24 protein-coding genes are annotated in these 24157 nt (G+C 64.4%); 11 read left to right on the top strand and 13 right to left on the bottom strand.

The window, feature by feature from the left end; genetic code table 11:
* The first annotated feature begins 1 nt into the window (after nucleotide 1).
* From trmD to rpmE, 4 genes are all read left to right on the top strand, one after another.
* Entirely contained in the window at nucleotides 2-802 is an 801-nt protein-coding gene (trmD, locus tag KAK09_RS07780) for a tRNA (guanosine(37)-N1)-methyltransferase TrmD (RefSeq protein ID WP_210878368.1), read from the top strand.
* Nucleotides 803-864: 62 nt separating this feature from the next.
* Nucleotides 865-1476, top strand: a complete 612-nt coding sequence (cobO, locus tag KAK09_RS07785) for a cob(I)yrinic acid a,c-diamide adenosyltransferase (RefSeq protein ID WP_210878369.1) — start codon at nucleotides 865-867, stop codon at nucleotides 1474-1476.
* 257 nt (nucleotides 1477-1733) lie between these two features.
* Complete coding sequence (gene rplS / locus KAK09_RS07790) at nucleotides 1734-2117, top strand: 50S ribosomal protein L19 (protein WP_210878370.1); 384 nt, start codon at nucleotides 1734-1736, stop codon at nucleotides 2115-2117.
* Nucleotides 2118-2128: 11 nt separating this feature from the next.
* Nucleotides 2129-2350 carry a 50S ribosomal protein L31 gene (rpmE, locus tag KAK09_RS07795; RefSeq protein WP_210878371.1) on the top strand — a complete coding sequence of 74 codons (222 nt, stop codon included), beginning with the start codon at nucleotides 2129-2131 and terminating at the stop codon, nucleotides 2348-2350.
* A gap of 67 nt (nucleotides 2351-2417) precedes the next feature.
* Here the strand turns inward: rpmE and KAK09_RS07800 are convergent, their stop codons facing one another.
* From KAK09_RS07800 to KAK09_RS07820, 5 genes are read right to left on the bottom strand one after another with little or no spacing between them, the layout of a single operon-like run.
* The gene (locus tag KAK09_RS07800) at nucleotides 2418-3059 is read right to left on the bottom strand and encodes an ATP-binding cassette domain-containing protein (RefSeq protein ID WP_210878372.1); all 642 of its coding nucleotides are present in this window, start codon (nucleotides 3057-3059) and stop codon (nucleotides 2418-2420) included.
* On the bottom strand, nucleotides 3052-4791 hold the full coding sequence (locus KAK09_RS07805; RefSeq protein ID WP_210878373.1) for an ABC transporter permease: 1740 nt from the start codon (nucleotides 4789-4791) through the stop codon (nucleotides 3052-3054). The genes KAK09_RS07800 and KAK09_RS07805 overlap by 8 nt, the downstream gene beginning before the upstream one ends.
* A gap of 6 nt (nucleotides 4792-4797) precedes the next feature.
* On the bottom strand, nucleotides 4798-6015 hold the full coding sequence (locus KAK09_RS07810; RefSeq protein ID WP_210878374.1) for an ABC transporter substrate-binding protein: 1218 nt from the start codon (nucleotides 6013-6015) through the stop codon (nucleotides 4798-4800).
* 24 nt (nucleotides 6016-6039) lie between these two features.
* Nucleotides 6040-7092, bottom strand: a complete 1053-nt coding sequence (locus KAK09_RS07815; protein ID WP_210878375.1) for an aminoglycoside phosphotransferase family protein — start codon at nucleotides 7090-7092, stop codon at nucleotides 6040-6042.
* Complete coding sequence (locus KAK09_RS07820; RefSeq protein ID WP_210878376.1) at nucleotides 7089-8159, bottom strand: radical SAM/SPASM domain-containing protein; 1071 nt, start codon at nucleotides 8157-8159, stop codon at nucleotides 7089-7091. The genes KAK09_RS07815 and KAK09_RS07820 overlap by 4 nt, the downstream gene beginning before the upstream one ends.
* Before the next feature lie 190 nt (nucleotides 8160-8349).
* On the opposite strand from KAK09_RS07820, the gene KAK09_RS07825 reads away from it, so the two are divergent.
* Complete coding sequence (locus KAK09_RS07825; RefSeq protein ID WP_210878377.1) at nucleotides 8350-9177, top strand: CE1 family esterase; 828 nt, start codon at nucleotides 8350-8352, stop codon at nucleotides 9175-9177.
* Nucleotides 9178-9180: 3 nt separating this feature from the next.
* Here the strand turns inward: KAK09_RS07825 and mdoH are convergent, their stop codons facing one another.
* The 7 genes from mdoH to KAK09_RS07860 all read right to left on the bottom strand — a co-directional run bounded on the left by mdoH (nucleotide 9181) and on the right by KAK09_RS07860 (nucleotide 18742).
* On the bottom strand, nucleotides 9181-11043 hold the full coding sequence (gene mdoH, locus KAK09_RS07830; RefSeq protein WP_210878378.1) for a glucans biosynthesis glucosyltransferase MdoH: 1863 nt from the start codon (nucleotides 11041-11043) through the stop codon (nucleotides 9181-9183).
* The gene (locus KAK09_RS07835) at nucleotides 11031-12554 is read right to left on the bottom strand and encodes an OpgD/OpgG family glucan biosynthesis protein (RefSeq protein ID WP_247651124.1); all 1524 of its coding nucleotides are present in this window, start codon (nucleotides 12552-12554) and stop codon (nucleotides 11031-11033) included. Before KAK09_RS07835 ends, mdoH begins: the two co-directional genes overlap by 13 nt.
* Nucleotides 12536-13768 carry an OpgC family protein gene (locus tag KAK09_RS07840; RefSeq protein ID WP_210878379.1) on the bottom strand — a complete coding sequence of 411 codons (1233 nt, stop codon included), beginning with the start codon at nucleotides 13766-13768 and terminating at the stop codon, nucleotides 12536-12538. The genes KAK09_RS07835 and KAK09_RS07840 overlap by 19 nt, the downstream gene beginning before the upstream one ends.
* A 35-nt stretch (nucleotides 13769-13803) precedes the next feature.
* A complete protein-coding gene (locus tag KAK09_RS07845) occupies nucleotides 13804-15180 on the bottom strand; it encodes a tetratricopeptide repeat protein (protein WP_210878380.1) in 1377 nt (458 codons plus the stop codon).
* Between the two features lie 206 nt (nucleotides 15181-15386).
* Complete coding sequence (locus KAK09_RS07850) at nucleotides 15387-15857, bottom strand: DUF302 domain-containing protein (protein ID WP_210878381.1); 471 nt, start codon at nucleotides 15855-15857, stop codon at nucleotides 15387-15389.
* 76 nt (nucleotides 15858-15933) lie between these two features.
* Nucleotides 15934-17109 carry a CaiB/BaiF CoA transferase family protein gene (locus KAK09_RS07855; RefSeq protein WP_210878382.1) on the bottom strand — a complete coding sequence of 392 codons (1176 nt, stop codon included), beginning with the start codon at nucleotides 17107-17109 and terminating at the stop codon, nucleotides 15934-15936.
* Nucleotides 17110-17119: 10 nt separating this feature from the next.
* A complete protein-coding gene (locus KAK09_RS07860; RefSeq protein ID WP_210878383.1) occupies nucleotides 17120-18742 on the bottom strand; it encodes a thiamine pyrophosphate-binding protein in 1623 nt (540 codons plus the stop codon).
* 192 nt (nucleotides 18743-18934) lie between these two features.
* Here KAK09_RS07860 and KAK09_RS07865 point away from each other — a divergent pair, with 192 nt between their 5' ends.
* From KAK09_RS07865 to KAK09_RS07890, 6 genes are all read left to right on the top strand, one after another.
* Nucleotides 18935-19546, top strand: a complete 612-nt coding sequence (locus KAK09_RS07865; protein ID WP_210878384.1) for a ribonuclease D — start codon at nucleotides 18935-18937, stop codon at nucleotides 19544-19546.
* Between the two features lie 3 nt (nucleotides 19547-19549).
* Nucleotides 19550-20173 (top strand): hypothetical protein, encoded by a 624-nt coding sequence (locus tag KAK09_RS07870; RefSeq protein ID WP_210878385.1) that lies wholly within the window; start codon nucleotides 19550-19552, stop codon nucleotides 20171-20173.
* Entirely contained in the window at nucleotides 20170-20664 is a 495-nt protein-coding gene (lptA, locus tag KAK09_RS07875; protein WP_210878386.1) for a lipopolysaccharide transport periplasmic protein LptA, read from the top strand. The genes KAK09_RS07870 and lptA overlap by 4 nt, the downstream gene beginning before the upstream one ends.
* Nucleotides 20661-21425 (top strand): LPS export ABC transporter ATP-binding protein, encoded by a 765-nt coding sequence (gene lptB / locus KAK09_RS07880; protein ID WP_210878387.1) that lies wholly within the window; start codon nucleotides 20661-20663, stop codon nucleotides 21423-21425. Before lptA ends, lptB begins: the two co-directional genes overlap by 4 nt.
* 225 nt (nucleotides 21426-21650) lie before the next feature.
* The gene (gene hpf / locus KAK09_RS07885) at nucleotides 21651-22214 is read left to right on the top strand and encodes a ribosome hibernation-promoting factor, HPF/YfiA family (RefSeq protein WP_210878388.1); all 564 of its coding nucleotides are present in this window, start codon (nucleotides 21651-21653) and stop codon (nucleotides 22212-22214) included.
* 43 nt (nucleotides 22215-22257) lie between these two features.
* Nucleotides 22258-22722, top strand: a complete 465-nt coding sequence (locus tag KAK09_RS07890) for a PTS sugar transporter subunit IIA (RefSeq protein ID WP_210878389.1) — start codon at nucleotides 22258-22260, stop codon at nucleotides 22720-22722.
* A 6-nt stretch (nucleotides 22723-22728) separates the two neighbouring features.
* Here KAK09_RS07890 and KAK09_RS07895 read toward each other — a convergent pair whose 3' ends face one another.
* On the bottom strand, nucleotides 22729-24156 hold the full coding sequence (locus KAK09_RS07895) for a sulfotransferase family 2 domain-containing protein (RefSeq protein ID WP_210878390.1): 1428 nt from the start codon (nucleotides 24154-24156) through the stop codon (nucleotides 22729-22731).
* Between the last annotated feature and the right edge of the window lies 1 nt (nucleotide 24157).

Genomic DNA, 24157 nt, shown 5'->3' on the forward strand with positions numbered 1-24157 from the left:
CATGGCCGACACGCCCCGCTCTCATGGCAACAAGAGCGTCCGCCCCTCGCTCGCGCCGCGCGACCTCATGGCCGAGACGGCACCGCGCCCCGGTATCTGGACGGCGCGCGTCATCACCCTTTTGCCGCAGGCTTTCCCCGGCGCCCTCGGCGAGAGCCTGACAGGCCGCGCCCTGCGCGAGGGTCTCTGGGCGCTGGAAACGATCGACCTGCGCCCCTTCGGCGAGGGACGGCACCGTAATGTCGATGACACGCCTGCAGGCGGCGGCGCGGGGATGGTGCTGCGCCCCGACGTGATGGGCCGCGCCATCGACATGGCCATGGCCGCGACCCCGCCCCACTGGCCACTCGTCTACCTCAGCCCGCGTGGCGCGCCCTTTACTCAGGCCCGCGCCCGCGCGTTGGCCGAGGGTCCGGGCGTCACACTGATCTGTGGCCGGTTCGAGGGACTGGACGAGAGGGTGATCGAGCATTACGAAATCGAGGAAATCAGCCTCGGCGATTTCGTCATGACCGGCGGCGAGATCGCCGCGCAGGCGGTGATCGATGCGAGTGTGCGGCTTCTGCCCGGTGTTCTGGGAAACGAGGCCTCTGTCGAGGAAGAAAGCTTTGCCGCAGGGCTGCTGGAGCATCCCCAATATACCCGCCCCGCCGAGTGGCGTGGGCGCACCATCCCCGCCGTGCTGACCTCGGGCGATCACGGCAGGGTGGCGGAGTGGCGGCGCGAGATGGCCGAAAGGATCACCCGGGAACGCCGCCCCGATCTGTGGCAGGTGCATCCGGCGCGGGACGAGGACAGCTGATCTTGCGGCGCGCGACGCAAACGGGGTAGGTGATTCCCGACACGCCAGAGCAGGAGCCGCCGATGACCACAGACCCCAAGGCCCATACCGAAAAGATGAAGCGGATCAAGGCCGCCCGCGACAAGCTCATGGCGCACAAGACCGGCGAAAAGGGCCTCATCATCGTCCATACCGGCAATGGCAAGGGCAAAAGCAGCTCGGGCTTCGGGATGATCCTGCGCTGTATCGGCCACGGCTTTCCCTGCGCGGTGGTGCAGTTCATCAAGGGCTCCATGCCGAGCGGCGAGCGCGACCTGCTCAAGCAGAGGTTTGCCGACATCTGCGCGTTTCATGTCATGGGCGAGGGCTTTACCTGGGAGACACAGGACCGCGAGCGCGATACCGAGATGGCGCAGGCGGCCTGGGAGAAGGCCAAGGAGTTGATCCGCGACGAGCGCAACCGCATGGTGCTGCTCGACGAAATCAACATCGCGCTGCGCTATGACTACCTCGATATCAACGATGTGGTGGCCTTTCTCGCAGAGGAAAAACCGCCGATGACCCATGTCGTGCTGACCGGGCGCAGCGCCAAACCGGAGCTGATCGAGATCGCCGATCTGGTCAGCGAGATGAAAGAGGTCAAGCACCCGTTCCGCGAACAGAACATCAAGGCGCAGGCAGGCGTGGAATTCTGACACCAAGGCTTGATTGCCGCGCCGATCCCGCCTATACCCCGCTGGTCCGGAATCGCCCTAGTGGTTGCGGGCCAGTTTTCTGTTGGCATCCTGCTCCGGCTTTCTTCGGCCACAAACAGCAGCCTCGGAAAGCGCAGCATATGAAATGACGACCTGATCTCTGGCGGGCGCAGCCGCGGACCCGGAAGAAGACCAAGAGCTCTGAGGGCGCGAGACATCTTTGCGGAAAAAACCGCAAGCAGTTCAGGAGAGAAGCGATGGACATTATCGCTCAGATCGAGGCGGAACAGATCGCCGCCCTCGGGAAGACCATTCCCGATTTCAAGGCCGGCGACACAATCCGCGTAGGCTACAAGGTGACTGAAGGCACCCGCTCGCGCGTGCAGGCGTTCGAAGGCGTGTGCATCAGCCGCAAGAACGGCAAGGGCATCGCCGGTTCATTCACCGTCCGCAAGATTTCCTTTGGCGAAGGCGTGGAACGGATGTTCCCGCTCTATTCGACCAATATCGACTCGATCGAGGTCGTGCGTCGTGGCCGCGTGCGCCGCGCCAAGCTCTACTACCTGCGCTCGCGTCGTGGCAAATCCGCCCGCATCGCCGAGGACGCCAATTACAAGGCCCTTTCGGGCAAATCCGCATAAGGACCGGCACGATGAAAAAGGACATCCACCCCGATTATCACGTCATCGACGTCAAGATGACCGATGGCACTATCGTGCAGATGCGCTCCACCTGGGGCAAGGAGGGCGATACGCTCTCGCTCGATATCGACCCCTCGGTGCACCCCGCCTGGACCGGTGGCGGCACGCGCCTCACCGATGCCGGTGGCCGCGTCTCGAAGTTCAAGAACAAATACGCCGGTCTCGGCTTCTGATCACGCATCGGATTTCGGACAGGACGCCGCCCTTCGGGGCGGCGTTTGCGTTTGGCCATTTGGCCCCTCACGCCAGTGTCACCACCTCGCCCGCTGCCGCCTCGGCATCGGAATGATCGTGCGTGACCTGAAGCACCGGCAAGGCACGACGGCGGGCCGTGTCGAACACAAGTTCGCGCACCTGCGCGCGCAGCCCGGTATCGAGCTTGGAAAACGCCTCGTCGAGCAAGAGAGCGCGCGGTTCCGACAGAAGCATCCGTTGCAGCGCCACCCGCGCCCGCTGCCCGCCAGAGAGCGTGGCCGGATCACGCCCGGCAAAGCCTGCAAGCCCCACCTCCGCCAGCGCCGCCTCGACCCGCGCGCGGCGCGCGGCGCGGCCCCGCACAACGGGTTTCAGCCCGAAGGCAAGGTTGGCCCCCACCGAGAGATGCGGAAACAGATACTCGTCCTGGAACAGGATGCCGATCTGCCGCGCCTCGGTGGGCAGGCTCATCAGGTCACGCCCGTCAAGCCGGATACGCCCCGCCATGTCGAAAACCGGATCGAGCGTGCCGGTGATCGCCGCCAGTAGCGTGGACTTGCCAGAGCCGGACGGCCCCATCACGGTCAGCACCTCACCCGGTCCGATGGTGCAATCGAGTTCGATAAGCCGCACCGCACCGAGCGAGATCGTCACCTTTTCGAACCGCAGCCCGCGCGCATCAGCCATCGCGCATCCCCTTCCTGTTGCGCCACGCCAATCGCGGCAATAGCACGGCGAGGGTAAAGGGCGCAAACGCCGCCGCGGTCTGCGCCAGCGCATAGACCCCGATCACCCGCCTGTCGCCGCCCGAGGCAAGAGCCACCGCCTCGGTCGTCAGCGTCGCCACCCGCCCCGCGCCGACCAGCAGCGTCGGCAGGTATTGCCCCACCGACACGGCAAAGCCGACCGCCGCCGCAATGAGCAGGGGCCGCAGCAGCATCGGCATCCGCACCACCCAGAGCACGCGATCCGGCCCGGCGCCCAATGCGCGCGCGATCGTATCCTGCCTCCGGTCCCAGGCGCGCCACGGATCGGACAGCGACAGGAACACATAAGGCAGCACGAAAACCAGATGCGCCAGCACCACCGCCGCGCGCCCGCCATCGACCCCGGTGGCGATGGAGAGGGTCTGAAACCCCATGAGAAACGCCACCTGCGGCACGATCAGCGGCAGGTAAAGCAGCCAGAGCGCGCGCGTCGCGGGCCGCAACCCGTGGCGATGCTCTGCCTCGAGACTCGCCAGTGTCAGCAAAAGCGCCAGAAACGTCGCCGCCCCGGCGATAAGCAGCGTCTCCATCACGGGCCCGGCAAGGCGCGGCCCGTGGCGCTGCCAGTTGCGCAGGGTAAAGGCGTCGGGCCAGAAATCGGGAAACTGCCACAACCCGGCGAAGGACCACACTACCTGCCCCGCCAGCCCGGCAATCACCGCCAGCGCGGCCAGACCGCCCAGCACCAGCGCGCCCAAACGCACCGCCTGTTCGGCCCCCCGCCGCCCCCGGGCGCCCGAGGCGATCCAGACGCGGCCGAGCGCCGCCACCGTGACCTCCATGATCCGCCAAAGGCCAAGCCCCAGCAGCACCAGCCCCAGTTGCAGCACCGCCCCCGCCGCCGCCTGAAAGCGGAACGCCAGATCGGGGTCATTCATCCAGCGCACCACCTGCACCGCCAGCGTCGGCGGCGTGTTGGGACCAAGGATGATCGCGACATCCACCACCGACATCGAGAACGCCAGAACCGCATAGACCGGCAGCCGGATCTGCCGGTAGACCAGCGGAAAGATCACCTTGAGCCAGCCGGTCACGCGGGCATAGCCCAGCGCCTGCGCCACCCGCAGGCTCTGACCGGGGCGCACCTGGGTCAGCGCCGCGAGGGTCATCAGCAAGAGGAACGGCACCTCCTTCGTGACCAGCCCGAAGATAAGGCTGAGGCCCGCCGGGTCTTGCAGGATCAACAGATCGGGTGGGCGCCCCCACCCCGTCGCCCAGGGCGAGAGCGCGCGCGTGATCCAGCCCGAGGGCGCGATGAGAAAGGCAAGGCCAAAGGCCGCCGCCGCGTGCGGAACCGACAGGAGCGGTGACAAGAGGCGTTCGATCACGCCAAAGGCGCGCGTGCCCGCCCAGCCCGCGCAAATCAGCGTGACGATGACAAGCGAGAGCGCGGTTGCGGCAAAGCCCACCCCAAGGCTGAGCGCCACCGCACGCGGCAGGCCCGGCCATGCAAACAGCGCGTCAAAGGCGGCAAGGCTAAGACCCGTGCCGCCCAGTGCGGGCATGTAGCCCAGCGCGGGCGCCAGCGTGCCAGCAAGCCCCGCCAGCACCGGCCCCAGCATGACGGCCAGCGTCAAGAGCGGCGCCCAGGGCAGGAATCGCGCCCGTCGCGTGGCGCGCGGCGGCGCCGTGGTGGCACGCGCCGCGCGCATCGGGCCTTACTGACCGACGCCGTAGCGCGCGGTCCAGTCCTCTTCCAGCCGGGTCATCCACGACGGCGGCGGCTGCGGGATGGTCGTGCCCAGTTCTTCCGCCGACAGGGTCGCGATGCCGCGCTCGATCGCATCAAAGCGCGCGCGGTCCTCGGGGTCGAGCCGGTCCATCGACAGCACCGTGCCGCTGCCCCAGACCACCGGGTCGGCCTTGCGGGCCTGCGCCTCGGGCGACATCAGGAAATTCGCCACCACCATCGCGCCCGCCTTGGCACTTGCGTTATAGGGGATCGCCACGAAGCTGATGTTGCTGATGGTGCCGCCATCGAGGACATAGGTGCGCACCGTATCAGGCAGCTCGAAACTGGCGATGGCGTTCGAGGCCTCGTTGGGGTTAAAGCTGATCGCAAGGTCAATCTCGCCATCGTTCATGAGCTGGATCAGCCGGGGCCCTATCTGCGGATAGGCCGCACCGCCGCGCCAGAGGTTCGGGGTGATCTCATTGAGATACGCCCAGAGCGGGGCGGTCGTGGCGGCGTAGGCCTCTTCGGTCACGGGCTTTTCAAGCACCGCAGGATCGGGGGCAAGCTCCATCAGCGCCTGCTTGAGAAAGGTCGTTCCGAGGAAATCCGGCGGCTGCGGATAGGCAAAGCGGCCCGGATTGTCGCGCAGCCAGTCGCCCAGCGCGCGGATCGAGCGCGGCGGCGCATCAACCCGTGCGGTGTCATAGTAGAACACGACCTGGCTCTGGCTCCACGGGGCCTCTAGCCCGTCGGTCGGCACGGTGAAATCGACAATTGTGCCGGGGTTTCCCACCGGGTCTATGTATTGCCAGTTGGGCAGGTCCTCGACCCAGGGACCGAAAAACAGACCCTGTTCCTTCATCGCCGCGAAATTCTCGCCGTTGATCCAGATCAGATCGACCGCACCCCCCTCATCCTTGCCCGCCGATTTCTCGGCGATCACGCGGCTGACGGCCTCGGCGGTGTCGTTGAGCTTCACATGCTCGATCCTGACGCCATAGCGCTCGGACACCGTGTCGCCGACCCAGGCGATATACTCATTGGTAGAGTTCCACCCGGCCCAGGCATGCCAATAGACGGTCTGGCCCTCGGCGGCCTCCAGCACGGCGTCCCAGTCTGCGGGGTCGGGCGTGACCTCCTGCGCGGCCAGCGGCGCGGCAAGGCCAAGCGCGGTCAACGCGGTTAAAATCGGGCGGATCATGCGGTCTCTCCTGTTGGTGGAAGGTTACAGAACATCGGCCAGAAGACCGAACTCCAAGTCAAGGCGTTTGGCGGTCTCGGGATCAAGATAGTGATCGACGCGGCCCCGCACATGGGCGATGAGCGCGGCGTCGCTGTTCTCTGCCGCCCAGTCCTCGCCTTCGGCGTCGGACTTGGCCCCCGTGCCCGAAAGCGCCCGCCATTTCGCACACCATGTCATCGACCACAGCCACATCGCCCGGCGCATCGGCAAAATCCACGGCCCAAGCGCCGCGCGCAACTCATCAGGCAGGTGATCCAGCCAGAGATGACAGGCGCGCGCCACATCTTGCGGCTCTAACACGGCGTAACTCGCCACATCCCACGTGGTCGAGGTATAGAGCGTGGCATGGGCCAGATCGAGCGGCGGAGCGCTATAGCGGGCCTTTTCCAGATCGACGAGGATTGCGCGCCCGGTGGCGTCGATGAGGAAGTTTCCGGGATGCGCGTCAAAAGAAATGAGCCGCTTGGGCGGGCGCGCATCGCTCTCGCAGAGGTGGCGCAACGCCGCAATATGCGTCTCTATTATGACCTTTGTCGCGGGATGCGCGATGTGCAGGTGGCACGCCTGCACATCGATTTCCGCCAGCAGATCGGCCAGCGGATCGGCAGGATCGAGCAGCGGCGCGCGCCCCTTCGGCATCGGCAGGGCATGGATCGCCGCCAGCGCCTGCATGATCGCGGGCAGATCCTCGGGCAGGCGCGCGACCCGCCCCTCGATCTCGTCCACGATCAGCCCCCCGCGCGGCAGGGCGTCACTCGGCGGCAGTACCGCGTGAAGGCGCGGCGCATGACCAGAGGCGCTCGCCCGCTTGAAACAGGCCGCCTGATAGGCAAGATTTTCCGCCGCATTGAGCCGCATCTGGCTCTGTTTCGGCAGCCTTGCCAGAAGCCCGGTGCCGCCAAGCCGGACATGATCATGCGCCAGCCCCTTATCGGGCAAAAACTCGGGTAGACCCGGCGCATGGCCGCCCGCCTCAAGCGCGGTCATCAGCGCGGGCAGAACCGCCGCGCGCCGGTCTGTCGCCGGGCCGCTCACTCCGCCGCCCATTTTGCCGCCAGCCGCTCTTGCCGAAGGCGCCCAATCTCCGGCTCCAGCACCTTTTCAAAGAACCGGTCGCAACCGATGCAGAGATTACGATAGGGTTCGCCGTCAGGCCGTTTCGTGCGGGATTCGTCAAGGAACCGCGCCACATCCCAGCCATGCGCCAACCCCATCCGCTCGGGGTGGCCCATGGAAATGGCCTCAAACGCCGGATGCCCCACGATGCTGTCCAGAATATCGTCAAGCCGCTCCTCGCAGAGATTGCCCAAGGGTGCCGCGGTCTTGAGACAGCAGGGAAAGACATCGCCATTGGGGTCGATGGAGACCTCAGACCCCGAGAAGCCCCGATTGAGGAATCCAAGCCCCCCCGACCAGACATTGCAGAAATTATCGGTGATCGTCGCCTTCGACAGCGAGTTTTCCCAGGCCCGCCCGCGCGGCCAGATCTTGCCGATCCAGGCGTCCTCGGTCGCGCCGAACATCGAATAGACCGGCTGATCATATGTCTGATCCGCCCAGTTGCGGTTGCTCGAGGCCAGCGCGCTGTCGCGCATCCCCGCCGTTTGAAACATGGCGCGCAACCGCTCGATGAGCGGCTCGCGCTTGTCGCCTTCGTGGCCCACGTGAAAATCATCCATCCCGGCGCAGGAAATCATCCAGACGCCGCGCGCCAGCAACTCGTCCACGATCTGCGGCGTCACCAGATCGCCGGTGGTCTGCACGATCACCCGCACGCCCTGCGCGCCATATCTGGCCTGAATAGCCTCGAGCGCCGGATAAAGCACCTCCTCGCGCACCGGATCGACCAGCACCTCGCCGCCCGCAAGAATGATCCGGCTCGCACGGCGTTCATAGCCGCCCGGCGCGGTCTCGGACGGGGCGTTCAGATCGAGATAGCTCAGCTCGTCGGGAAGGCTCGCCAGCACCTTGGGAAAGCTTTCCTTCGCCTCGTCCACCACCTTGCGCAGCGCGCCGCGAACATAGGGGCGAAACCGGCTCTCGTAACAATGCTTGCAGCGGCGGTGACAGGCCCAGCAGAGGACGTAGTAAATGCTTTCCATGCGCGCGGGCGCTCCTTTCAATCATATGTCCCGTGGATGCCTCATAACCTAAGGCGGAAAAAGAGCCAGCACGTCCCTCATCACGGGATTGTCAGATGTTCAGCAGCCCCTCACGCAAGGGTGACCGGGCTTGGCTAGGCAGGACCCGGACGATGTGCAACGTTGGGCGTGTATAACGGAGCCGGTTTCCATGCGCCTCGTCTCGCTTGTCGCCCTCTGCCTTGGCCTTGCCACCCCTGCCATGGCGCAATCCGGCTGTGGCACTGATCTGCCCTGCGATATCCCTTCGGGCGGCTATCGCATCGCCCTGCCTGAGGGCAAAGGGCCATTCCCTGTGGTGCTGTTCCTGCATGGTTATGGCGGCAGCGCAACTGGCACGATGCGCGGCGGCATGGCACGCGCCGCACAGGCGCGCGGCTATGCCTTCATCGTGCCGGAGGCGCTCGTTCGTCCGGGGCGCAACCGCACCAGTTGGGGCTTTCATCCCGATTTTCCGGGGCCGCGCAATGAAGCGGATTTCTTGCAAGAGGTCATGCAGGACGCGAGCGCCCGTTTCGGCATCGACCCCACGCGCAGCCTGCTCACCGGGTTTTCCATTGGCGGATCGCTTGCCAGCTACATCGCCTGCGCACGCCCCGATGATTTCACCGCCTATGCGCCGGTCTCGGGCAGCTTCTGGCGGCCTCATCCCGAGGGTTGCGCCGGGCCGGTGCGGCTCTTGCACACCCATGGCTGGCGCGATCAGGTTGTGCCCCTTGAGGGGCGCGAGATCCGGCCCGGCTTTGTGCAGGGCGACGTGTTTCACGCCATGGACCTGTGGCGCACGGCCAATGCCTGCGCCCGGCACTATCCCGACAAGTTCGAGACCGACGGTGACTTCTGGCGACGCGTCTGGCTCGATTGCGCGCCCGGCTCGGCGCTGGAACTGGCACTTTTCGATGGTGGCCACGGCATGCCGCGCGGCTGGAGCAACATGGCGCTAGACTGGTTCGAAGCGCAGATCGGACCAACGCAATAGGGACTATTCGGCCGCAAGAGGCGGTGTTTCCGCCGCGCGAAACATCTCGCGGTGACGCCGCGCGAGTTGCAGGATCGCAGGCGGCTCGATCATCTCTGGCGTGGCCATGAGCGTCCCCATCCGCCGCCCGGACAGCATCGAGAGCGGCACCGCCGCCACAAGGCTCACCGCGATCGGCAACAGCCAGAGCGAGACGACACCTGCCGCCATGCCCATGACCAGAAGCGCACCGCTCACCGTTTCCAGCGCGTGGAACATGGCCACCGTGGCAAGGTTGTAATCGCCGCCCTTGCGCGCCTGCGGCGACCAGATCGGGCGAATACCGACGATCGTGCGCAGCACCGCCACCATCTGCTGCACCATCATGATCGGCGCAAACAGGATCGAGAGCAAGATTTCCACAACCAGCGACAGCCCAAACCGCGCCGCCCCACCAAACCGCGCGATGCGCACCTCGCCAAGGCCAAGCGCCATCGCGCCCATCAACTTGGGCGCAAGCAGCATCCCATACATGAACACGAGGATCAGCACCGAGTTGACGCGGCTCATCTCTGGCCACACGGGATAAAGCGGGTTCTCCATTGAAAAATAGGTGATCACACTATCCGGCCCGTTGCCCAGAAGCGCCCAGATCACCAGAAGGCCGAACCAGGCAGGCGAAAGCAGATAGCTCATCGCGCCATGAAAAAGATGAAACCGCGAGACGGCGTGAAAGCCGCGCGCGCCCAGAAGGCGCAGGTGTTGCAGATTTCCGTGACACCAACGCCGATCGCGCAGGGCATAGTCGATGAGCGTCGCGGGCGGCTCCTCGTAGCTGCCGGTGATGTGGGGGACAAAGCGCACCGCCCAGCCGGCGCGCCGCAAAAGCCCCGCCTCAACGAAATCATGGCTGAGGATCAGCCCTCCCGTCCCCGAGAAAGACGGCATCCGGGGCAGCCCGGCACAATCGGCAAAAGCGCGGGTGCGGATGATCGCGTTATGGCCCCAGTAATTGCCTTCCGTCCCGGTCCAGCCCGCCAGTCCCTCGCTCAGCAACGTGCCATAGACGGCGGCGGAAAACTGCTGCATCCGACCAAAAAGCGTGTCGGACCCGATCACCATTGGCGCGGATTGAACAAGGCCCGCTGTCGGGTCGGCGGCCATCTCGTCGGCAAGGGCAGTGATCGCCTCGGCGCTCATCAGGCTGTCGGCGTCAAGCACCAGCATGGCCTCATGCGCCGCGCCCCAGCCCGTGATCCAGTCCCTGATATTGCCCACCTTGCGTTCGGTATTGCGGGCGCGTCGGCGATACCAGACGCGCAGATCAGGGGGCAGCGCAGCGCGCAGCGTCTCGAAGGCGCGGCATTCGGCAAGGGCAATCCCGGCATCCTGCGTGTCGCTGAGAATGAACAACTCAAACCGGTGCGCCGATTTGCTCTCGCGCAGCGCCATCACCATCGCGAAGGCATTGCCGAATACCTCTGCGGTGTCCTCGTTATAGATCGGCACCAGAAGCGCCACATTCAGCGGCGCAATCACGTGCCCGCGTGTGTGTCGGCGCATCAAGTGACAGACAAGGCCCAACGTTGCCGTGCCGACAGAAAGCGCGATCCAGAAGAAGGTGAGCGTGACCAGTGCCAGTAGCACCCATTCGAGCCACCACATGCCGCCATCGGACAGCCAGTCTGCAAAGATCCGAGCCAGCACGCCGGTGGTCAGCACCGCCGGAACAAAGGCCGCCGCCCGCCGCCACCAGAATCGCGGCGCGGGCTGCCAGGCCGGCGCGTTCGGGTCACGAACAGAGAGGTTCAGCCGTTGAACCGGGTGGCTCAGGGGCGCAAGCGGCGGCATGTGCCCCGCGCCGGGAAAGGCGGTTACGCGGTCCATCGGTACAGCCATACCTCGGTAACGCCGCGCCCCTCGTGGAAAAGCTGCGCACGGATTTCGGCCACCTGCACGTCACCGGGATCAAAGGAAAAGGCAAGGCGCGGCCCGCCGGTCTCGGGATTGCGCTGAATGAGACCCTGAGACGTATCCAACCTTGCGGAATTCACGTAAATCACCAGATCGTCGTAATCCTCGGGCAGGGCGTCATGGCGGGCAAAGTCGATGGTCACAAGCTGCCGCTTGTTGTGTGGAAAGCCGCGCCCGATCCGGGTTTGCAGCACCCGCGCCACGGGCTTCTTCTCGACGATCTCGCCCGTCCAGTCCATGCGATAGGTGAATGCGTGCTCACTGCCTGCCGCCAGCGGCTCTCGCGGGCGCCAATAGGCCACGATATTGTCGAAAATTTCCTTGTCAGTGGGGATTTCCACAAGCGTCACCGCGCCGCGCCCCCAATTCTCGCCGGGGGTGATCCAGAGACCGGGGCGGAGGTGATATTTCGCCTCGAGATCGTGGAAATCCGAATAACGCCGAGAGCGTTGCGCAAGGCCAAAACCCTGCGGGTTGCTGTCAACAAAGCTCGACACCTGAAGATGGCGCGGATTGCCCAAAGGCCGCCACAGCATCTCTCCATTGCCGTTGAGGATCGTAAGCCCGTCGCTGTCATGCACGGCAGGGCGGAAATCGTTGAATCGATCTCGATTCTTGGCGTCGAAATAGAACATCGAGGTCAGCGGCGCGATACCCACATTGGCAAGGTCCGCCCGCGGCCAGAGCGTGCAGCGCACATCGACATCGGCAGAATCGCCATAGGGATCGAGCGTGAAATGATACATGCCCGTGACCGAGGGGCTTTCCATCAGTGCGTGGATGCGATGCAGGCGCGCTCCGGGGGCAGGTTTCTCAACCCAGAACCGGGTGAAATCAGGGAACTCCTCGCCTTCGGGTGCAGCGGTATTGACGGCCAGCCCCCGCGCCGAGAGCCCATAGACCAGATGGCGCGGGATCACGCGAAAATAACTCGCGCCCTGAAAAACGGCATATTCCTGAAAGAAACCCGGTTTGGCGATCTCGGCCCGAAGCCGCACACCGGAATAGCCAAGCCGGTCGTCGATGGGCAGATCGGTCGGCACGATCTCGTGCTTTTCGTAAAGCGACAGGTCAAAGGGCACGCGCCGCGCCATGCCGTCCTCGACCATGTTGACCTCGACCGAATGCGGAAAATAGAGCCCCGGCGGGAAGAGATCGAATTCAAGCGTCGTATCGCTCCCCGCCCAGAAGGCGCGCGACGTATCATAGCGGATCGCGCGATACTGGTCATAGGTCAGCTCGCGCCAGCGCTGCGGCACCAGCGGGCGCTTGGCATAGGGCCTGGCCGCCACGTCCCGCGCAAGCGCGTCGAGCATCGTCTCGGAAAACGCCACGCCCTCGGCGGCCTGCACCGTCCCCGGCCACAGCGCCAGCGCACCAAGCCCTTTCAGAACCTCGCGCCTGATCATTTTGTCGCCCTCCATGGGTGGCCCTTGAACCATGCCGCCACATAGGCCACCACGATCAGCGCGCCGAAGCCCACAAGGTTGGCCAGCGTCATGTTCCAGGTATTGCGCCCGATCTGGTCCATCACGAACCCCGAGAGCCGGGCGAAGAACATCGAGAAGACGAACACCGCCAGCGACTGCTGCCCGACCTTGAGGATCATCGCCAGAAGCCCCGACCAGAGCCGCGCGATGATCCCGGTTCCGACGGCCTTGAGCCGCGCGCCGCCATCGCCAGCCGCCGCCCAGCACAGATAGGCAAGGCTCAGGAAATGCACATAGCGCAGGATGCCGAAATCGGACTTGTTGAAAAGGCCGCGATTCCCGATCCGCCACTCGCGCGCCCAGTCGAACCCGAATTCGCGCACGCCGATATTGGACAGCGGAATGTTGGCGAGAACGATGAACGCCGCCAGCCCGATCAGCCAGGCATTCACCGGCGGTTTCGGTAGCCAGCCGCGCATGAAGGCGAAACCGGTGAAGAAAATCAGTTGCCAGCCGAACGGGTTGAAGAACCACTTGCGCTCCGACCACGGCTCGGCCGGAAAACCAAGGTGCCAGTCGATCAGGCCAAGCGGCTCCAGCACTGCGCGCTGCGCGAATAGCCAGATCAGCCCCATCGCACCGAACACGGCCCAGACGCTTACCCGGCTGAGCGCCATCATTACCGGCATCATCACGAGGATGACCATATACATCGGCAGGATGTCGAAATAGTTCGGCACATAGGTGAGGGTGAACAACCCCACAAGCTGCGGCCCCGGTTCTGCAAAGAACTTCCACAGGTTGAGGGTGCCGATATAGGTTCTGTCGAACTCGCCGAAATGGTCGAAGGACGCGAGCAGGGCCGCGGTGGCAAAGAACAGCGCGATATGCGCCCAATAAACCTGCCAGACGCGGTAACCCACCCGCGAGGTGCCAAGCCGCCAACCCGCCCGGTCGAATGTGCGCCCAAAGGCGATGGCAGAGGCCATACCCGAGCAGAACACGAAGATCTCGGTCGCATCCGAAAAGCCCCAGCGCGCCGGAATCCAGCTTGTGAAGAAATTGCGCGGGGTGTGGGCGGCAAGGATGATGAACATCGCCAGCCCACGAAAGAAATCCAGCCGGATATCGCGGGTGCTCGCCACGGGCGCGGCAACCGATTCTTGCGTTTGACTATGGACCATGGCCGGATCGGCAACACTCGTCATCGCGGTGTCGGCTCCTTGCTAATTGTGTCGCGGGCTTACTCAGCCGGAAGACGCCCCGCCTCGGACCAGTCGCCGCGCGCCTCCTCGATCAGATCGAGGCGGGTGCTGGCGTAACGGTCGAGCCTGCCGGCGCGGCGTGCGCTGCGCTCATCGAGGATGGATCTGGCCTCGTCGAGAAAACCGCTACGAATCGCCGCGTCGATGGTCAGACGCTCGAACACGTCGCGTTGCGCATGGCTTCCGCCGGCGAGTTGCATGGAATGGCGTGCCCGTCCCAGGTTGAGAAAAGCCGTCTTGTAATCGCCCTCGCCAAAGGCCTCAAGGCCCGTCGCCGCCGACAGGCCGGGATTTGCCATCCGGGCCATCATGTCCGAGGAACCGGTGCGCTTGGCGTCATTCTGCAGCCGTGCCATCAGCCGCCGGATCGCGGTTTCGCGCTTGCCGCCGATGAGCGCCAGCAGATAGTGGAGATCGGCAAAGATCAGACAGGCGTCCTCGGTCCTGCGCTCGCAGATCTCGGCCATCTCCTCCCAGCGGTCGCCAACGTCGATCCCTTCCAGTTCGAGCCGCGACAGAAGCGATGCGCCGTTTGAAATATCGCGGAAATCGTCGGTGTGGTCGCGGCGCATCTCGGTATCATAAAGGTGGAACACGGCGTCGATCTCACCTTGATCGAGATGCATCAGCGCCTTGTGCCACCACACATGGTATCGGAAATTGTTGCAATGCGTCCAGGCTGCCTCGCGCCCTTCAAGCCAGCTCAACCCCGCGCGTGAATTGCAGGTCATGTCGAACACATGCGCCACCGCGTGCAACCCCCAGGCATCGTCGGCGGCAAGGCTCAGGCCCAGACGCCCCGCCGTCTCGGCGCGGCCATAATCGCCGGTCTCTTCCAGCGCAAAGGCATGACAGCCAAAGAGATAGCCGCGCGCCGGGTTCTTGGCGTCATAAGTCGGCAACAACGCCTCGATCGAGGCGCGCATTCCCTTGTTGTCGCCCAGGATGAAACGGGTGGCGTGGCTCACCTTCATAGCCAGTGCATCCTCGGGCCAGCGTGTAAGAATCGCCTCCATCTCTCGCACGGTCTCGGTGGGCCGCCCGTCGAGCCAGGCACCGAGCGCGCGTACATAACCCATTTCGCGAACCGTCGGCGCACCTTCCTTGGCACACAAAAGCGCCGCCTCATGGGCGGCGCGTGCAGTCTCGACCATTTCGCTGCGGCCCAGCATCATGCAGAAAAGGCCCTTGGTGGCATGCGCCATGGCAAAGCCCGGCTCAACGCTCAGAACCTTGCCGAGGTGGTCGGGCGTCGCGGCGGAATGGGCCAGAAACGCCAGCACCATCCGATCCCAGGCCAGCACGGCCTCGGGCAAAGAGAGCGAGGTTTCATACCCGAATTGATCATTACGCATGGCCCGAGGTTCCTTTTCGGCAGTAAATCTGTTTCAGCTAGCCCGCAATCTATGATGCCAGCAACAAGGGCAGGCAGGTCTTCACCAATACGTTATCCCGTTGGTGAGGAATGTGACGGCTTGAAACGCGGCGCTCAATACTAAGGCGATCTGTAATACGCAAAGACCCGCTCAAGATGAGCGGGTCTTTGCGCATTTCCCACCGCTCAGTCCGCGACAGCGGCCTTGGCGACGGCCTCGAACACACCGTCAAGTTCGGCGGCCAGATCGCGCAGCGCATCACCCCCTTCGTCGAAATAGGGGGCAAAGACGTGGCTAGGGGTCTTGTAGGCCAGCGTCGATGTGCCGTCGGCATTTTCCGTGGCATAGAGCATGATCGGCGCTTCGATCCCGGCGGCGATGCTGGCGTCGAGCATCCGGCGCGCATAGTCGTTTCGGTAAAGGCCAAAGACGCGGTTGCCGGGAATGGTGATGCCCTGCATCTTGGCCCCCGCCGAGGCGCTCGCCTGATTGACGATGCGGATCTCGCTGGTTTCCACGACGGTGTTGACGGATTTCACCAGTTCCTCAAAGGATTGCCCGCTTTTCAGGATTACCCAGCCCTCGCGTGGCTCGAGCGCCTGGGCACTGCCGGCGAAAAGCGTGAGAACGGCAAGAAGTTTCAGAAATCGTTGCATGAACAACCCTCCAGTTGACACCGGAGGGCTAAGGTCTGGCCCGAGTCGCGGCAAATCACGACAGCGCGAGCAAAGGTTACAACCTATCCTTGAGCGGCCCCAGCACCGCATCGGTATCAGCCCCCACCGAGGGCGGCGCCAAGCGATAGCTAACCGGCGTGCGCGAGAATTTGAGCGGGTTACCGATAAGGCGCACCTCGCGCGTGGCGGTCTGCGGCGCGGGCAAGGTGACGGTCATGCCGCGCGCCTGCGCCTGATCGCTCTCCAGCGCCTGCTCGATCGTGTTGACCGGACCCACCGGCACCTTGCGCGCCTCCAGGCCGCCAATCACGTCCTGCATGGTGTGGGTCGTCAGCGCCTCGGCGATCATCGGCACCAGGGTCTTGCGGTTGGCAAGCCGCGCGGTATTGGTCGCAAAGCGCGGATCGCTGGCCCAGTCGGGCCGCCCCAGATAGTCACAAAACCGGGCATACTGGCTGTCATTGCCCACCGCCACGATCACGTAACCGTCGGATGTGGCAAAGACCTGATAGGGCACGATATTGGGATGGGCATTGCCGGCGCGGGTGGGCGATATTCCGGTGGTCAGATAATTCAGCCCCTGATTGACCAGCCAGGCCATGGTGGCATCGACAAGCGCGATGTCGATATGCTGCCCCTCGCCGGTGGCGTCGCGGTAACGCAGCGCGGCGAGAATGCCCGTGGCGGCGTAGAGGCCGCAAACGATATCCCCCACACCCACGCCCACCTTCATCGGTTCCCGCCCCGCCTCTCCGGTGATCGACATGATCCCGGCAAAACCTTGCGCCATCAGGTCATAGCCCGGCTTTTCGCGGTTCGGCCCGGTCTGGCCGAAACCGGAAATCGAGCAATAGACGAGGCCGGGATAGGCGGCGCAGAGCGTTTCGTGATCAAGTCCGTATTTGCGCAAACCGCCCGGTTTGAAATTCTCGATCACCACATCGGCGCGCCCCGCCAGCGCGTGCAACACCTTTTGCACCTCCGGGTCGGTCAGATCGACGGCCACGGATTTCTTGTTGCGATTGGAGGACATGAAATAGGCCGACAGGTCGGTGGGCTTGCCCTCGGCATCCAAAGCAAAGGGCGGCCCCCATCCACGCGTGTCATCCCCCTCTAGGCTCTCAATCTTGATCACCTCGGCCCCCAGATCGCCAAGAAGCTGGGTGCAGGTCGGACCGGCAAGGATCCGGCTCAGATCGAGAACGACAAGACCATCAAGCGGGCCGGGCATGGGCGCCTCCTCAGATACGGTTGTCATAACAGCCGCGGTCGATCTCGGCGGCGATGACGGTAAAGGTGTCAGCCTCTTGCGCCGCCTCAAGGGCTGCGCGCAACTCGGCACGGTTTGTCACGCGCACGCCATGGCCACCAAAGGCGCGCCCGATGGCGGCGAAATCATGATGGCCAAAATCCACCGCGAGATTGACCATCTGCCGCTCGCGCTGTTTCTTTTCGATCAGCGCAAGGCTGGCATCGACAAAGACAACAAAGATCACCGGCAGGTTCAACTCCGCCACGGTGGACAACTCCCCCGCCACCATCAGGAACCCGGCATCGCCGGAAAAGCTGACGACGGTGGCCTCGGGCGTGGCAAGTTTCGCCCCCATCGCCAGCGGCACGGCACAGCCCATGGTGCAAAGGGCGGTGGATTGCAGCAGGGCGCGGGGGATATGGCTCGTCCACATCTGCGACAGAAGAATGCGATGCGCGCCGCTATCGACGGTGGCGATGGTATCGTTGGGCAGCACTTGCCGCGTCTCGGCGATCACCCCTGCCGCGCCCCAATCGTCATCGGTGGGAAAGGCGCGGGCAAGTGCGCCGCGCGCCGCGGCCACCTCGCCCCCTGCCCAAGTGGCGCGGGGGGTGACGCCCGCGGTAAGCGCGGCCAGTGAGGGCGCACAGGCCCCCACGATATTCAATGTCGCCTGATGCATGTAGTGGTCATTGGGCACGGCGGCGATGTCGATCACCTTGACCTCTGCCGGGTCCCAGATCTCGCGCCAGCCGGGGCGCATCTCGATCGGGTCATAGCCGACACAGAGGATCAGATCGGCCTGCTGCACCAGCGGCACAAGAATACCGTCAGCCAAGGGCGAGAGACCCGCACCACCAAGGCAGAGAGGGTGGGTTTCGGGGATGATCCCCTTGGCCTTGTAGGTGGTGATGACGGGGATGCCCACGCATTCGGCGGCCTCGAGGATGGCGGCGCTCGCCCCCTCATTGACCGCATCAAGGCCCACGATCATCACCGGGCGCTCGGCCGCCGCCAGCCAATCGCGGGCGGCCAGTGGGGCAGCGGGCTGCATCGGCACGGCATCGGGACGGCGGCGCAGGCGCGGCAGCGTCACGCGCATATCGGCCACCGAAATCGGCACGTCGATATGCACCGGGCCGGGGCGGCCCTCGGTGGCGATGCCGATGGCCTTGTCGGCGATGATGTCGGCGCTTTGCGCGGTCAGGCGGAATGTGGCCTTGGTGATCGGTGCAAGCACCGCCTCGTGATCGAGGATCTGATGGGTATAGGTCAGCCCCTCATCGGCATCGACACAGCCCGACAGCACAATGAGCGGCACCCGGTCCTGATGCGCATTGGCGATGGCGTTGACACCGTTGAGCACCCCCGGCCCCAGCGTCGCCACCAGAATCCCCGGCGCGCCGGTGCGGTGCCAGACCCCCTCGGCCATAAAGGCGGCGGCGTTCTCGTGCCGGGCCAATGTCACCGCGATCCCCGCCCGCGCCAGCGCGTCCATCACCGTCAGAACCTCTCCCCCCGGCATCCCGAACGCATGGCGGCACCCCGCCTCGTAAAGCCGCCGTGCAAGGTGATCGGCGGCGCGGGGGGGCTGTGTCTCGGGGCGGCTCATGGCGGGCTCCTCTCCTGTTCCCGGCATGTTGTGGCCGAGCCGCGTCGCGACCGCAAGCCGCATGGGGGGCCGCAAGACTGGATTTCCACCGCTTTCCCGCCCATATCCGGCTTGAGACAGAAGCCGAAAGCGCCTAAGCAGCGTTGGTATTAATTCCTCGATGCCGCCCCGATCCGGGCGAGAAAGCACCCCATGGCAAACCAGCTTTACCAGAACGATCTGCCAGACGGGCTTGATCTTGGCCCTGTCGTCGCGATTGACTGCGAGACGATGGGCCTCAACCCGATGCGCGACCGGCTCTGCGTGGTGCAGCTTTCGGGCGGGGACGGCAACGCGCATCTGGTGCAGGTGGCCAGGGGGCAGACCAGCGCGCCCAATCTTGAGCGGCTTCTGACCGATGCGGACGTGCTAAAGCTGTTCCATTTCGGACGCTTCGACATCGCCGCCATGTACCACGCCTTCGGCGCGCTCGCGGCCCCCGTCTATTGCACCAAGATCGCATCCAAGCTGATCCGCACCTATACCGATCGGCACGGGCTGAAATACCTGTTGCAGGAACTTCTTGGCGTGGACATTTCCAAGCAGCAGCAAAGCTCGGACTGGGGCGCTGATGCCCTCAGCGCGGCGCAGCTCGATTACGCCGCCTCCGACGTGCTCTATCTCCATGCCCTGCGCGACCGGCTCGACGCGATGCTTGCCCGCGAGGGGCGCACTGATCTTGCGCAGGCGTGCTTCGACTTTCTGCCCATGCGCGCGCGTCTTGATCTGGGGGGCTGGCCCGAGATCGACATTTTCGCGCATTGAGCGATGGCGCGCGCGGACAATACCTATTCGCGAATCATCGCGGGGGCGAAGATCCTGCTGCCGCTGGCCGCGCTCGGGCTTTTGTCCACGCTGTTCCTGATCTCGCGCACGATCGATCCCTCGAAATCGGTGCCGCTGGCCGAGATTGACCTTGAGCGGCGCGCGCAAGAGATGGGTGTGACCAACCCGAGTTTCGCCGGCATGACCGTCGGGGGCGACGAGGTTACCATAGCCGCCGACATGGCCCGCCCCGACCGCGACACGCAAGAACGCCTGAGCGCCGATCAGGTGCGCGGCGAGATGCGGCTGAGCGGGGGAACCGTGTTCAACCTGCGCTCGGACGAAGCGCGGCTTGATCAGGGGGCGATGACCGCGGCGCTGCTTGGCGGGGTGCGGATCACCACAACGACAGGTTATGTGATCGACACCGACAGGCTCGATGCGCGGCTTGACGTGCTCCATGCCGAGAGCGCAGGCGCGGTGCGGGCGACCGGGCCAATCGGGTCGCTCGATGCCGGCAAGATGCTCTTGCATCACAACGCCGAGACCGACACCGCCGAAGTGCTTTTCACCGGGGGGGTGGTGCTGATATACCAACCCCGAACATTCGAGGAAAAAGATCAGTGAGCGCCGTCATCAGGTTTGTGGCCGTTATTGTGTTTTCCTGCCTGCCGGTTCTGGCATCAGCGCAGGTCGCAGCGTTGTCCTTTGGTCAAGGAACGCAGGATCGCGGGCTGCCGGTCGAGGTGACATCGGACGCGCTCAGCGTCGATCAGAACGACAATTCCGCGCTTTTCACCGGCAGCGTGGTGATCGCGCAGGGCGAGATGCGGCTGGCCGCGCCCCGCGTGCGGGTGGTCTATCTGCCGGACCGCAGCGGAATAGAGACGCTCGAAGCCTCGGGCGGCGTGACGCTCTCCAGCGGCGAGGATGCCGCCGAGGCGCAGAACGCGGCCTATAATCTTGGCACCGGCATGATCGAACTTCACGGCGAGGTGCTGCTCGTGCAGGGCAGCAGCGCGATTTCGGGCGATACCGTGATCGTGGACACCAATGCGGGCACGGCACAGGTGACGGGCCGCGTGCGCACCATCCTGAGACCACAGGCCGGCCAGTGAGCAAACCCGCCCTAACCCTCGCACACAGCAACGAGACCGCGGGCCTGCGGATCGTGAACCTGCGCAAGAGCTACAAGAAAAAGATCGTGATCCGCGATGTCTCGCTGCATCTCGATCAGGGCGAGGTGGTGGCGCTTCTGGGTCCAAACGGCTCGGGAAAGACCACTACATTCTACGCCATCGCCGGGCTGATCTATCCCGAGGGCGGACATATCTATATCGACGGGCGCGACGTCAGCAACCTGCCGATGTATCGCCGCGCCAAGCTTGGCATCGGCTATCTGCCTCAGGAAATGTCGATCTTTCGCGGCCTTTCTGTCGAGGACAACATCATGGCGATTCTCGACATCGCCGAGCCCAAGCGCGCACGGCGGCGCGAGCGGCTGGAGCAGCTTCTGTCGGAATTCTCCATCGAGCACCTGCGCCGCGCGCCGGCCATGGCGCTCTCTGGCGGGGAGCGGCGTCGGGTAGAGATCGCGCGCTGCCTTGCGGCGAATCCGCGCTATCTCCTGCTGGACGAACCCTTTGCCGGGGTCGATCCGATCTCGGTCGGGGATATCCGGCATCTTGTCGCCGATCTGAAAAAGCGTGGCATCGGCGTGCTGATCACCGATCACAACGTGCGCGAAACCCTCGAAATCGTGGATCGTGCCTATATTCTGCACGACGGAAAGGTGCTCATGTCCGGCTCGCCGCGCGATGTGGTCGCGAACGAGAATGTGCGCCGGGTTTATCTTGGCGACAGCTTTCGAATTTCCTGACAAGGCGGGCGCGCACAACGCAAATCGCATTGACAAATCGTCTGGAACGGGCGTCAATTGGAGCATGACAAGTGGTGATCGTGCCCCGAATTCCGGACCGCGCCCGCGCCGAGCGGCGGGATTTGGAGAGTATCAACACCTGTCTGTTACCAGCATCAAAAGCCGGGTTTGACCGCGGCCCTTGAGGGCCGTTACGCCCCCGGTATGTCAAGTGAAGGAGGCAAGATGCGCTATCAAATCAGCGGAAAGCAGATCGATATCGGCGAGGCCCTGCAAACCCATGTCAAGGATCAGCTTGGCATCGTCGTGGCAAAATACGCCGAGCGCCCGACCGCCGCGCAAGTCACCTTTTCCAGGAGCGCGAGCGAATTCTCATGCGAGGCGGTCGTGCATCTTTCCACCGGGCTGACGGCGCAGGCGCGCGCCAAGGCCCACGAGATCTACGCCGCCTTCGATGCCTGTGCCGAGAAGATGGAAAAGCAGCTTCGCCGCTATAAGCGCCGCCTCAAGGACCATCACCGCGACCGCGCAGAGCCGGTTGAACTCTTTGGCGCATCCTCCTATATCCTCGCCGCGAGTGAAGAAGACACAGATTCGGAGCCCGACAGCCTGCAACCAATCATCGTCGCCGAGATCGAGACAAGGATTCCTTCGCTCTCGGTCGGAGAGGCGGTAATGCAGATGGAGTTGGCAGGCGCACCCGTTCTGGTGTTTCGCAAGGAAGGCAAGGAAACGGTCAATGTCGTGTATCGCCGCGAAGACGGCAATATCGGCTGGATTGACCCCTGATCGGAGGTGACCGGCGCGCGCGCCGGTCAAGACGACACAGCAAATGGATTTGACCATGCTCCTCAAACCCGAGGCGGTGCGTGCCTTGTCCGGCGTCACCAGCAAGAAACGCCTGATGAACGAGCTGGGCGCGCTCGTGGAAGCGGCCTATGACGTGCCGCATTCCGCAGCCGTCGAGGCCCTGCTTGAACGCGAAAGCCTGGGGCCGACGGGTGTGGGGCATGGCGTCGCCCTGCCCCATGCTCGGCTTGACGGGCTTGAGCAGGTGGTGGGCGTTCTGGTCGTGCTCGACAAGCCGATCGAGTTCGAGGCGGTGGACCGTCAGCCGGTTGATATCGCCTTTGGCCTCTTTGCCCCGCTCGATGCCGGGGTTGAGCATCTCAAGGCTTTGGCGCTGGTCTCGCGCACCCTGCGCGAGCCGTCGCTTTGTGCCAAGCTTCGCGCCAACAGTGATTCGGCCACGCTCTACACCATCGTGACCGCAGCGCAGGCGGCACAGGCCGCCTGACCAGATTCAGCGCCAGTTGCGAAATCCGAACAGCAGATAATCGCGCAGATAGACCGCGCGCGTCATCTGCTCGATTTCGTCATCGTAGATCGCAGCCAGATCGAACGGCTGTTGCGCCGGGGGCTTTGGCGGTGCGGGCGGTTTGGCATAGCCCGCCTGCTGCGCCAGTGCCCCGAGCCACGGGCCCATCTCGTTTTCGCGCAGGATCACGTCAGGTGCGCCAAACTGCGCCATACCTTCAATGAGCGCCGCCTGTGTCGCCCAATGCGCATCGACCCGCAGCGCCGTCTGCCCCGCCAGATTGGCCTTGAGAAACGTCAGAAAGGCCACGAAGGCCGCCCGGTGCGCCGCCAGATCATAACCCTCGTCCGGCCAGCCCCCGGGAATCGGCAGCTTGTAGGCCTGCCGCAGCGTGCGCCGGATGTCACGGTAACAGCCCGGCCCCTTGATCAGAACCTTGTCGCAGAACGCCGCATGGGCGCGTGCGACCGGGTGGCGTAGAACGGTAAAGCGGCGATGCCCCGGCTTGCGCCGCATCCATTGTCGCAACGCGCCCTGGTTGAGCTTGGTGGGCAAGGTGTTCTCCGGCACACCATCAAGCGCCGCCAGCCAGGCGCGCACCTCGGCTTCCGGCCCCGAGCGCACCGGCATGTAGAGCAACGGCGCGCGCGCGGCAGCGACGAAACCCGGCACCATCGCGCCGCGCCTTGGCTCGAAATTCGGGCTGCGCGAGAGGTCGAGCCTGTCCTGCCGCGTCAGCGCCCGCGCCATCGCCTCGAAATTCTCGACCTTGCTTTCCAACGGCTCGGGATTCTGCGGCTTGAGCGAAGCGTCAAGCGACTCTAGCCGCGCCTCGCAGCCCAGATAGCGCGCCATCCCGTTCATGACCTCAACGCTTTGCAGATCATCGTAATGGACATAGAACGCCGTCTGCCCGCAGGTCTGAAGCCGGTTCAGCAAAAGCAGTTGAAACGCCTGCAACGCGGCCAGGTGGGTTTCGAACTCGGTTTCGTCAAAGATCACCGTGCTGTCGCGCCGCCGCTTGACGTTGGTCAGCTTCCATTGCCCGGTCGCCTGCGCGATCTTCCAGGAAACATAGCTGTCGATCGGATTGCGCGTCAGCACGATCTTGGCGCAGCGCGGATCGTCGATCACCAGATCGAGCACGCGCGGATCGTGATCGTGGAAATAGCGAAACCCGCCGATGCCCGCCGTCTGCGCCTTGATCGCCCCGATAAGGCGCGCGGGATCCTCGTCACGCTGCGCCTGCGTCAGACCAAGGATTTCGGTGCGGTTGGGGTAGCCGATGAAATGCGGGTTGAACGCCTCGCCATGACATGTGATCCCGCCAAAGGCATTGAGGTTGGTTTCCAGAAAATTGGACCCCGTGCGCATTTCCGCGAAGATCACGAAATAATCGAACCGTGACTCCATG

The sequence above is a fragment of the Roseovarius autotrophicus genome (assembly GCF_018069895.1).
Classification (GTDB): Bacteria; Pseudomonadota; Alphaproteobacteria; order Rhodobacterales; family Rhodobacteraceae; genus Roseovarius; species Roseovarius autotrophicus.

Coding starts and splice junctions, on each gene's coding strand:
- KAK09_RS07860 (WP_210878383.1), bottom strand. CDS start 18,742: ATGAGCCGCCCCGAGACACAGCCCCCCCGCGCCGCCGATCACCTTGCA.
- KAK09_RS07805 (WP_210878373.1), bottom strand. CDS start 4,791: ATGCGCGCGGCGCGTGCCACCACGGCGCCGCCGCGCGCCACGCGACGG.
- mdoH (WP_210878378.1), bottom strand. CDS start 11,043: ATGGACCGCGTAACCGCCTTTCCCGGCGCGGGGCACATGCCGCCGCTT.
- KAK09_RS07840 (WP_210878379.1), bottom strand. CDS start 13,768: ATGACGAGTGTTGCCGATCCGGCCATGGTCCATAGTCAAACGCAAGAA.
- KAK09_RS07835 (WP_247651124.1), bottom strand. CDS start 12,554: ATGGAGGGCGACAAAATGATCAGGCGCGAGGTTCTGAAAGGGCTTGGT.
- rplS (WP_210878370.1), top strand. CDS start 1,734: ATGGACATTATCGCTCAGATCGAGGCGGAACAGATCGCCGCCCTCGGG.
- rpmE (WP_210878371.1), top strand. CDS start 2,129: ATGAAAAAGGACATCCACCCCGATTATCACGTCATCGACGTCAAGATG.
- KAK09_RS07820 (WP_210878376.1), bottom strand. CDS start 8,159: ATGGAAAGCATTTACTACGTCCTCTGCTGGGCCTGTCACCGCCGCTGC.
- KAK09_RS07825 (WP_210878377.1), top strand. CDS start 8,350: ATGCGCCTCGTCTCGCTTGTCGCCCTCTGCCTTGGCCTTGCCACCCCT.
- KAK09_RS07870 (WP_210878385.1), top strand. CDS start 19,550: ATGGCGCGCGCGGACAATACCTATTCGCGAATCATCGCGGGGGCGAAG.
- cobO (WP_210878369.1), top strand. CDS start 865: ATGACCACAGACCCCAAGGCCCATACCGAAAAGATGAAGCGGATCAAG.
- KAK09_RS07855 (WP_210878382.1), bottom strand. CDS start 17,109: ATGCCCGGCCCGCTTGATGGTCTTGTCGTTCTCGATCTGAGCCGGATC.
- hpf (WP_210878388.1), top strand. CDS start 21,651: ATGCGCTATCAAATCAGCGGAAAGCAGATCGATATCGGCGAGGCCCTG.
- KAK09_RS07850 (WP_210878381.1), bottom strand. CDS start 15,857: ATGCAACGATTTCTGAAACTTCTTGCCGTTCTCACGCTTTTCGCCGGC.
- KAK09_RS07845 (WP_210878380.1), bottom strand. CDS start 15,180: ATGCGTAATGATCAATTCGGGTATGAAACCTCGCTCTCTTTGCCCGAG.
- KAK09_RS07865 (WP_210878384.1), top strand. CDS start 18,935: ATGGCAAACCAGCTTTACCAGAACGATCTGCCAGACGGGCTTGATCTT.
- KAK09_RS07895 (WP_210878390.1), bottom strand. CDS start 24,156: ATGGAGTCACGGTTCGATTATTTCGTGATCTTCGCGGAAATGCGCACG.
- KAK09_RS07890 (WP_210878389.1), top strand. CDS start 22,258: ATGGATTTGACCATGCTCCTCAAACCCGAGGCGGTGCGTGCCTTGTCC.
- KAK09_RS07810 (WP_210878374.1), bottom strand. CDS start 6,015: ATGATCCGCCCGATTTTAACCGCGTTGACCGCGCTTGGCCTTGCCGCG.
- trmD (WP_210878368.1), top strand. CDS start 2: ATGGCCGACACGCCCCGCTCTCATGGCAACAAGAGCGTCCGCCCCTCG.
- KAK09_RS07800 (WP_210878372.1), bottom strand. CDS start 3,059: ATGGCTGATGCGCGCGGGCTGCGGTTCGAAAAGGTGACGATCTCGCTC.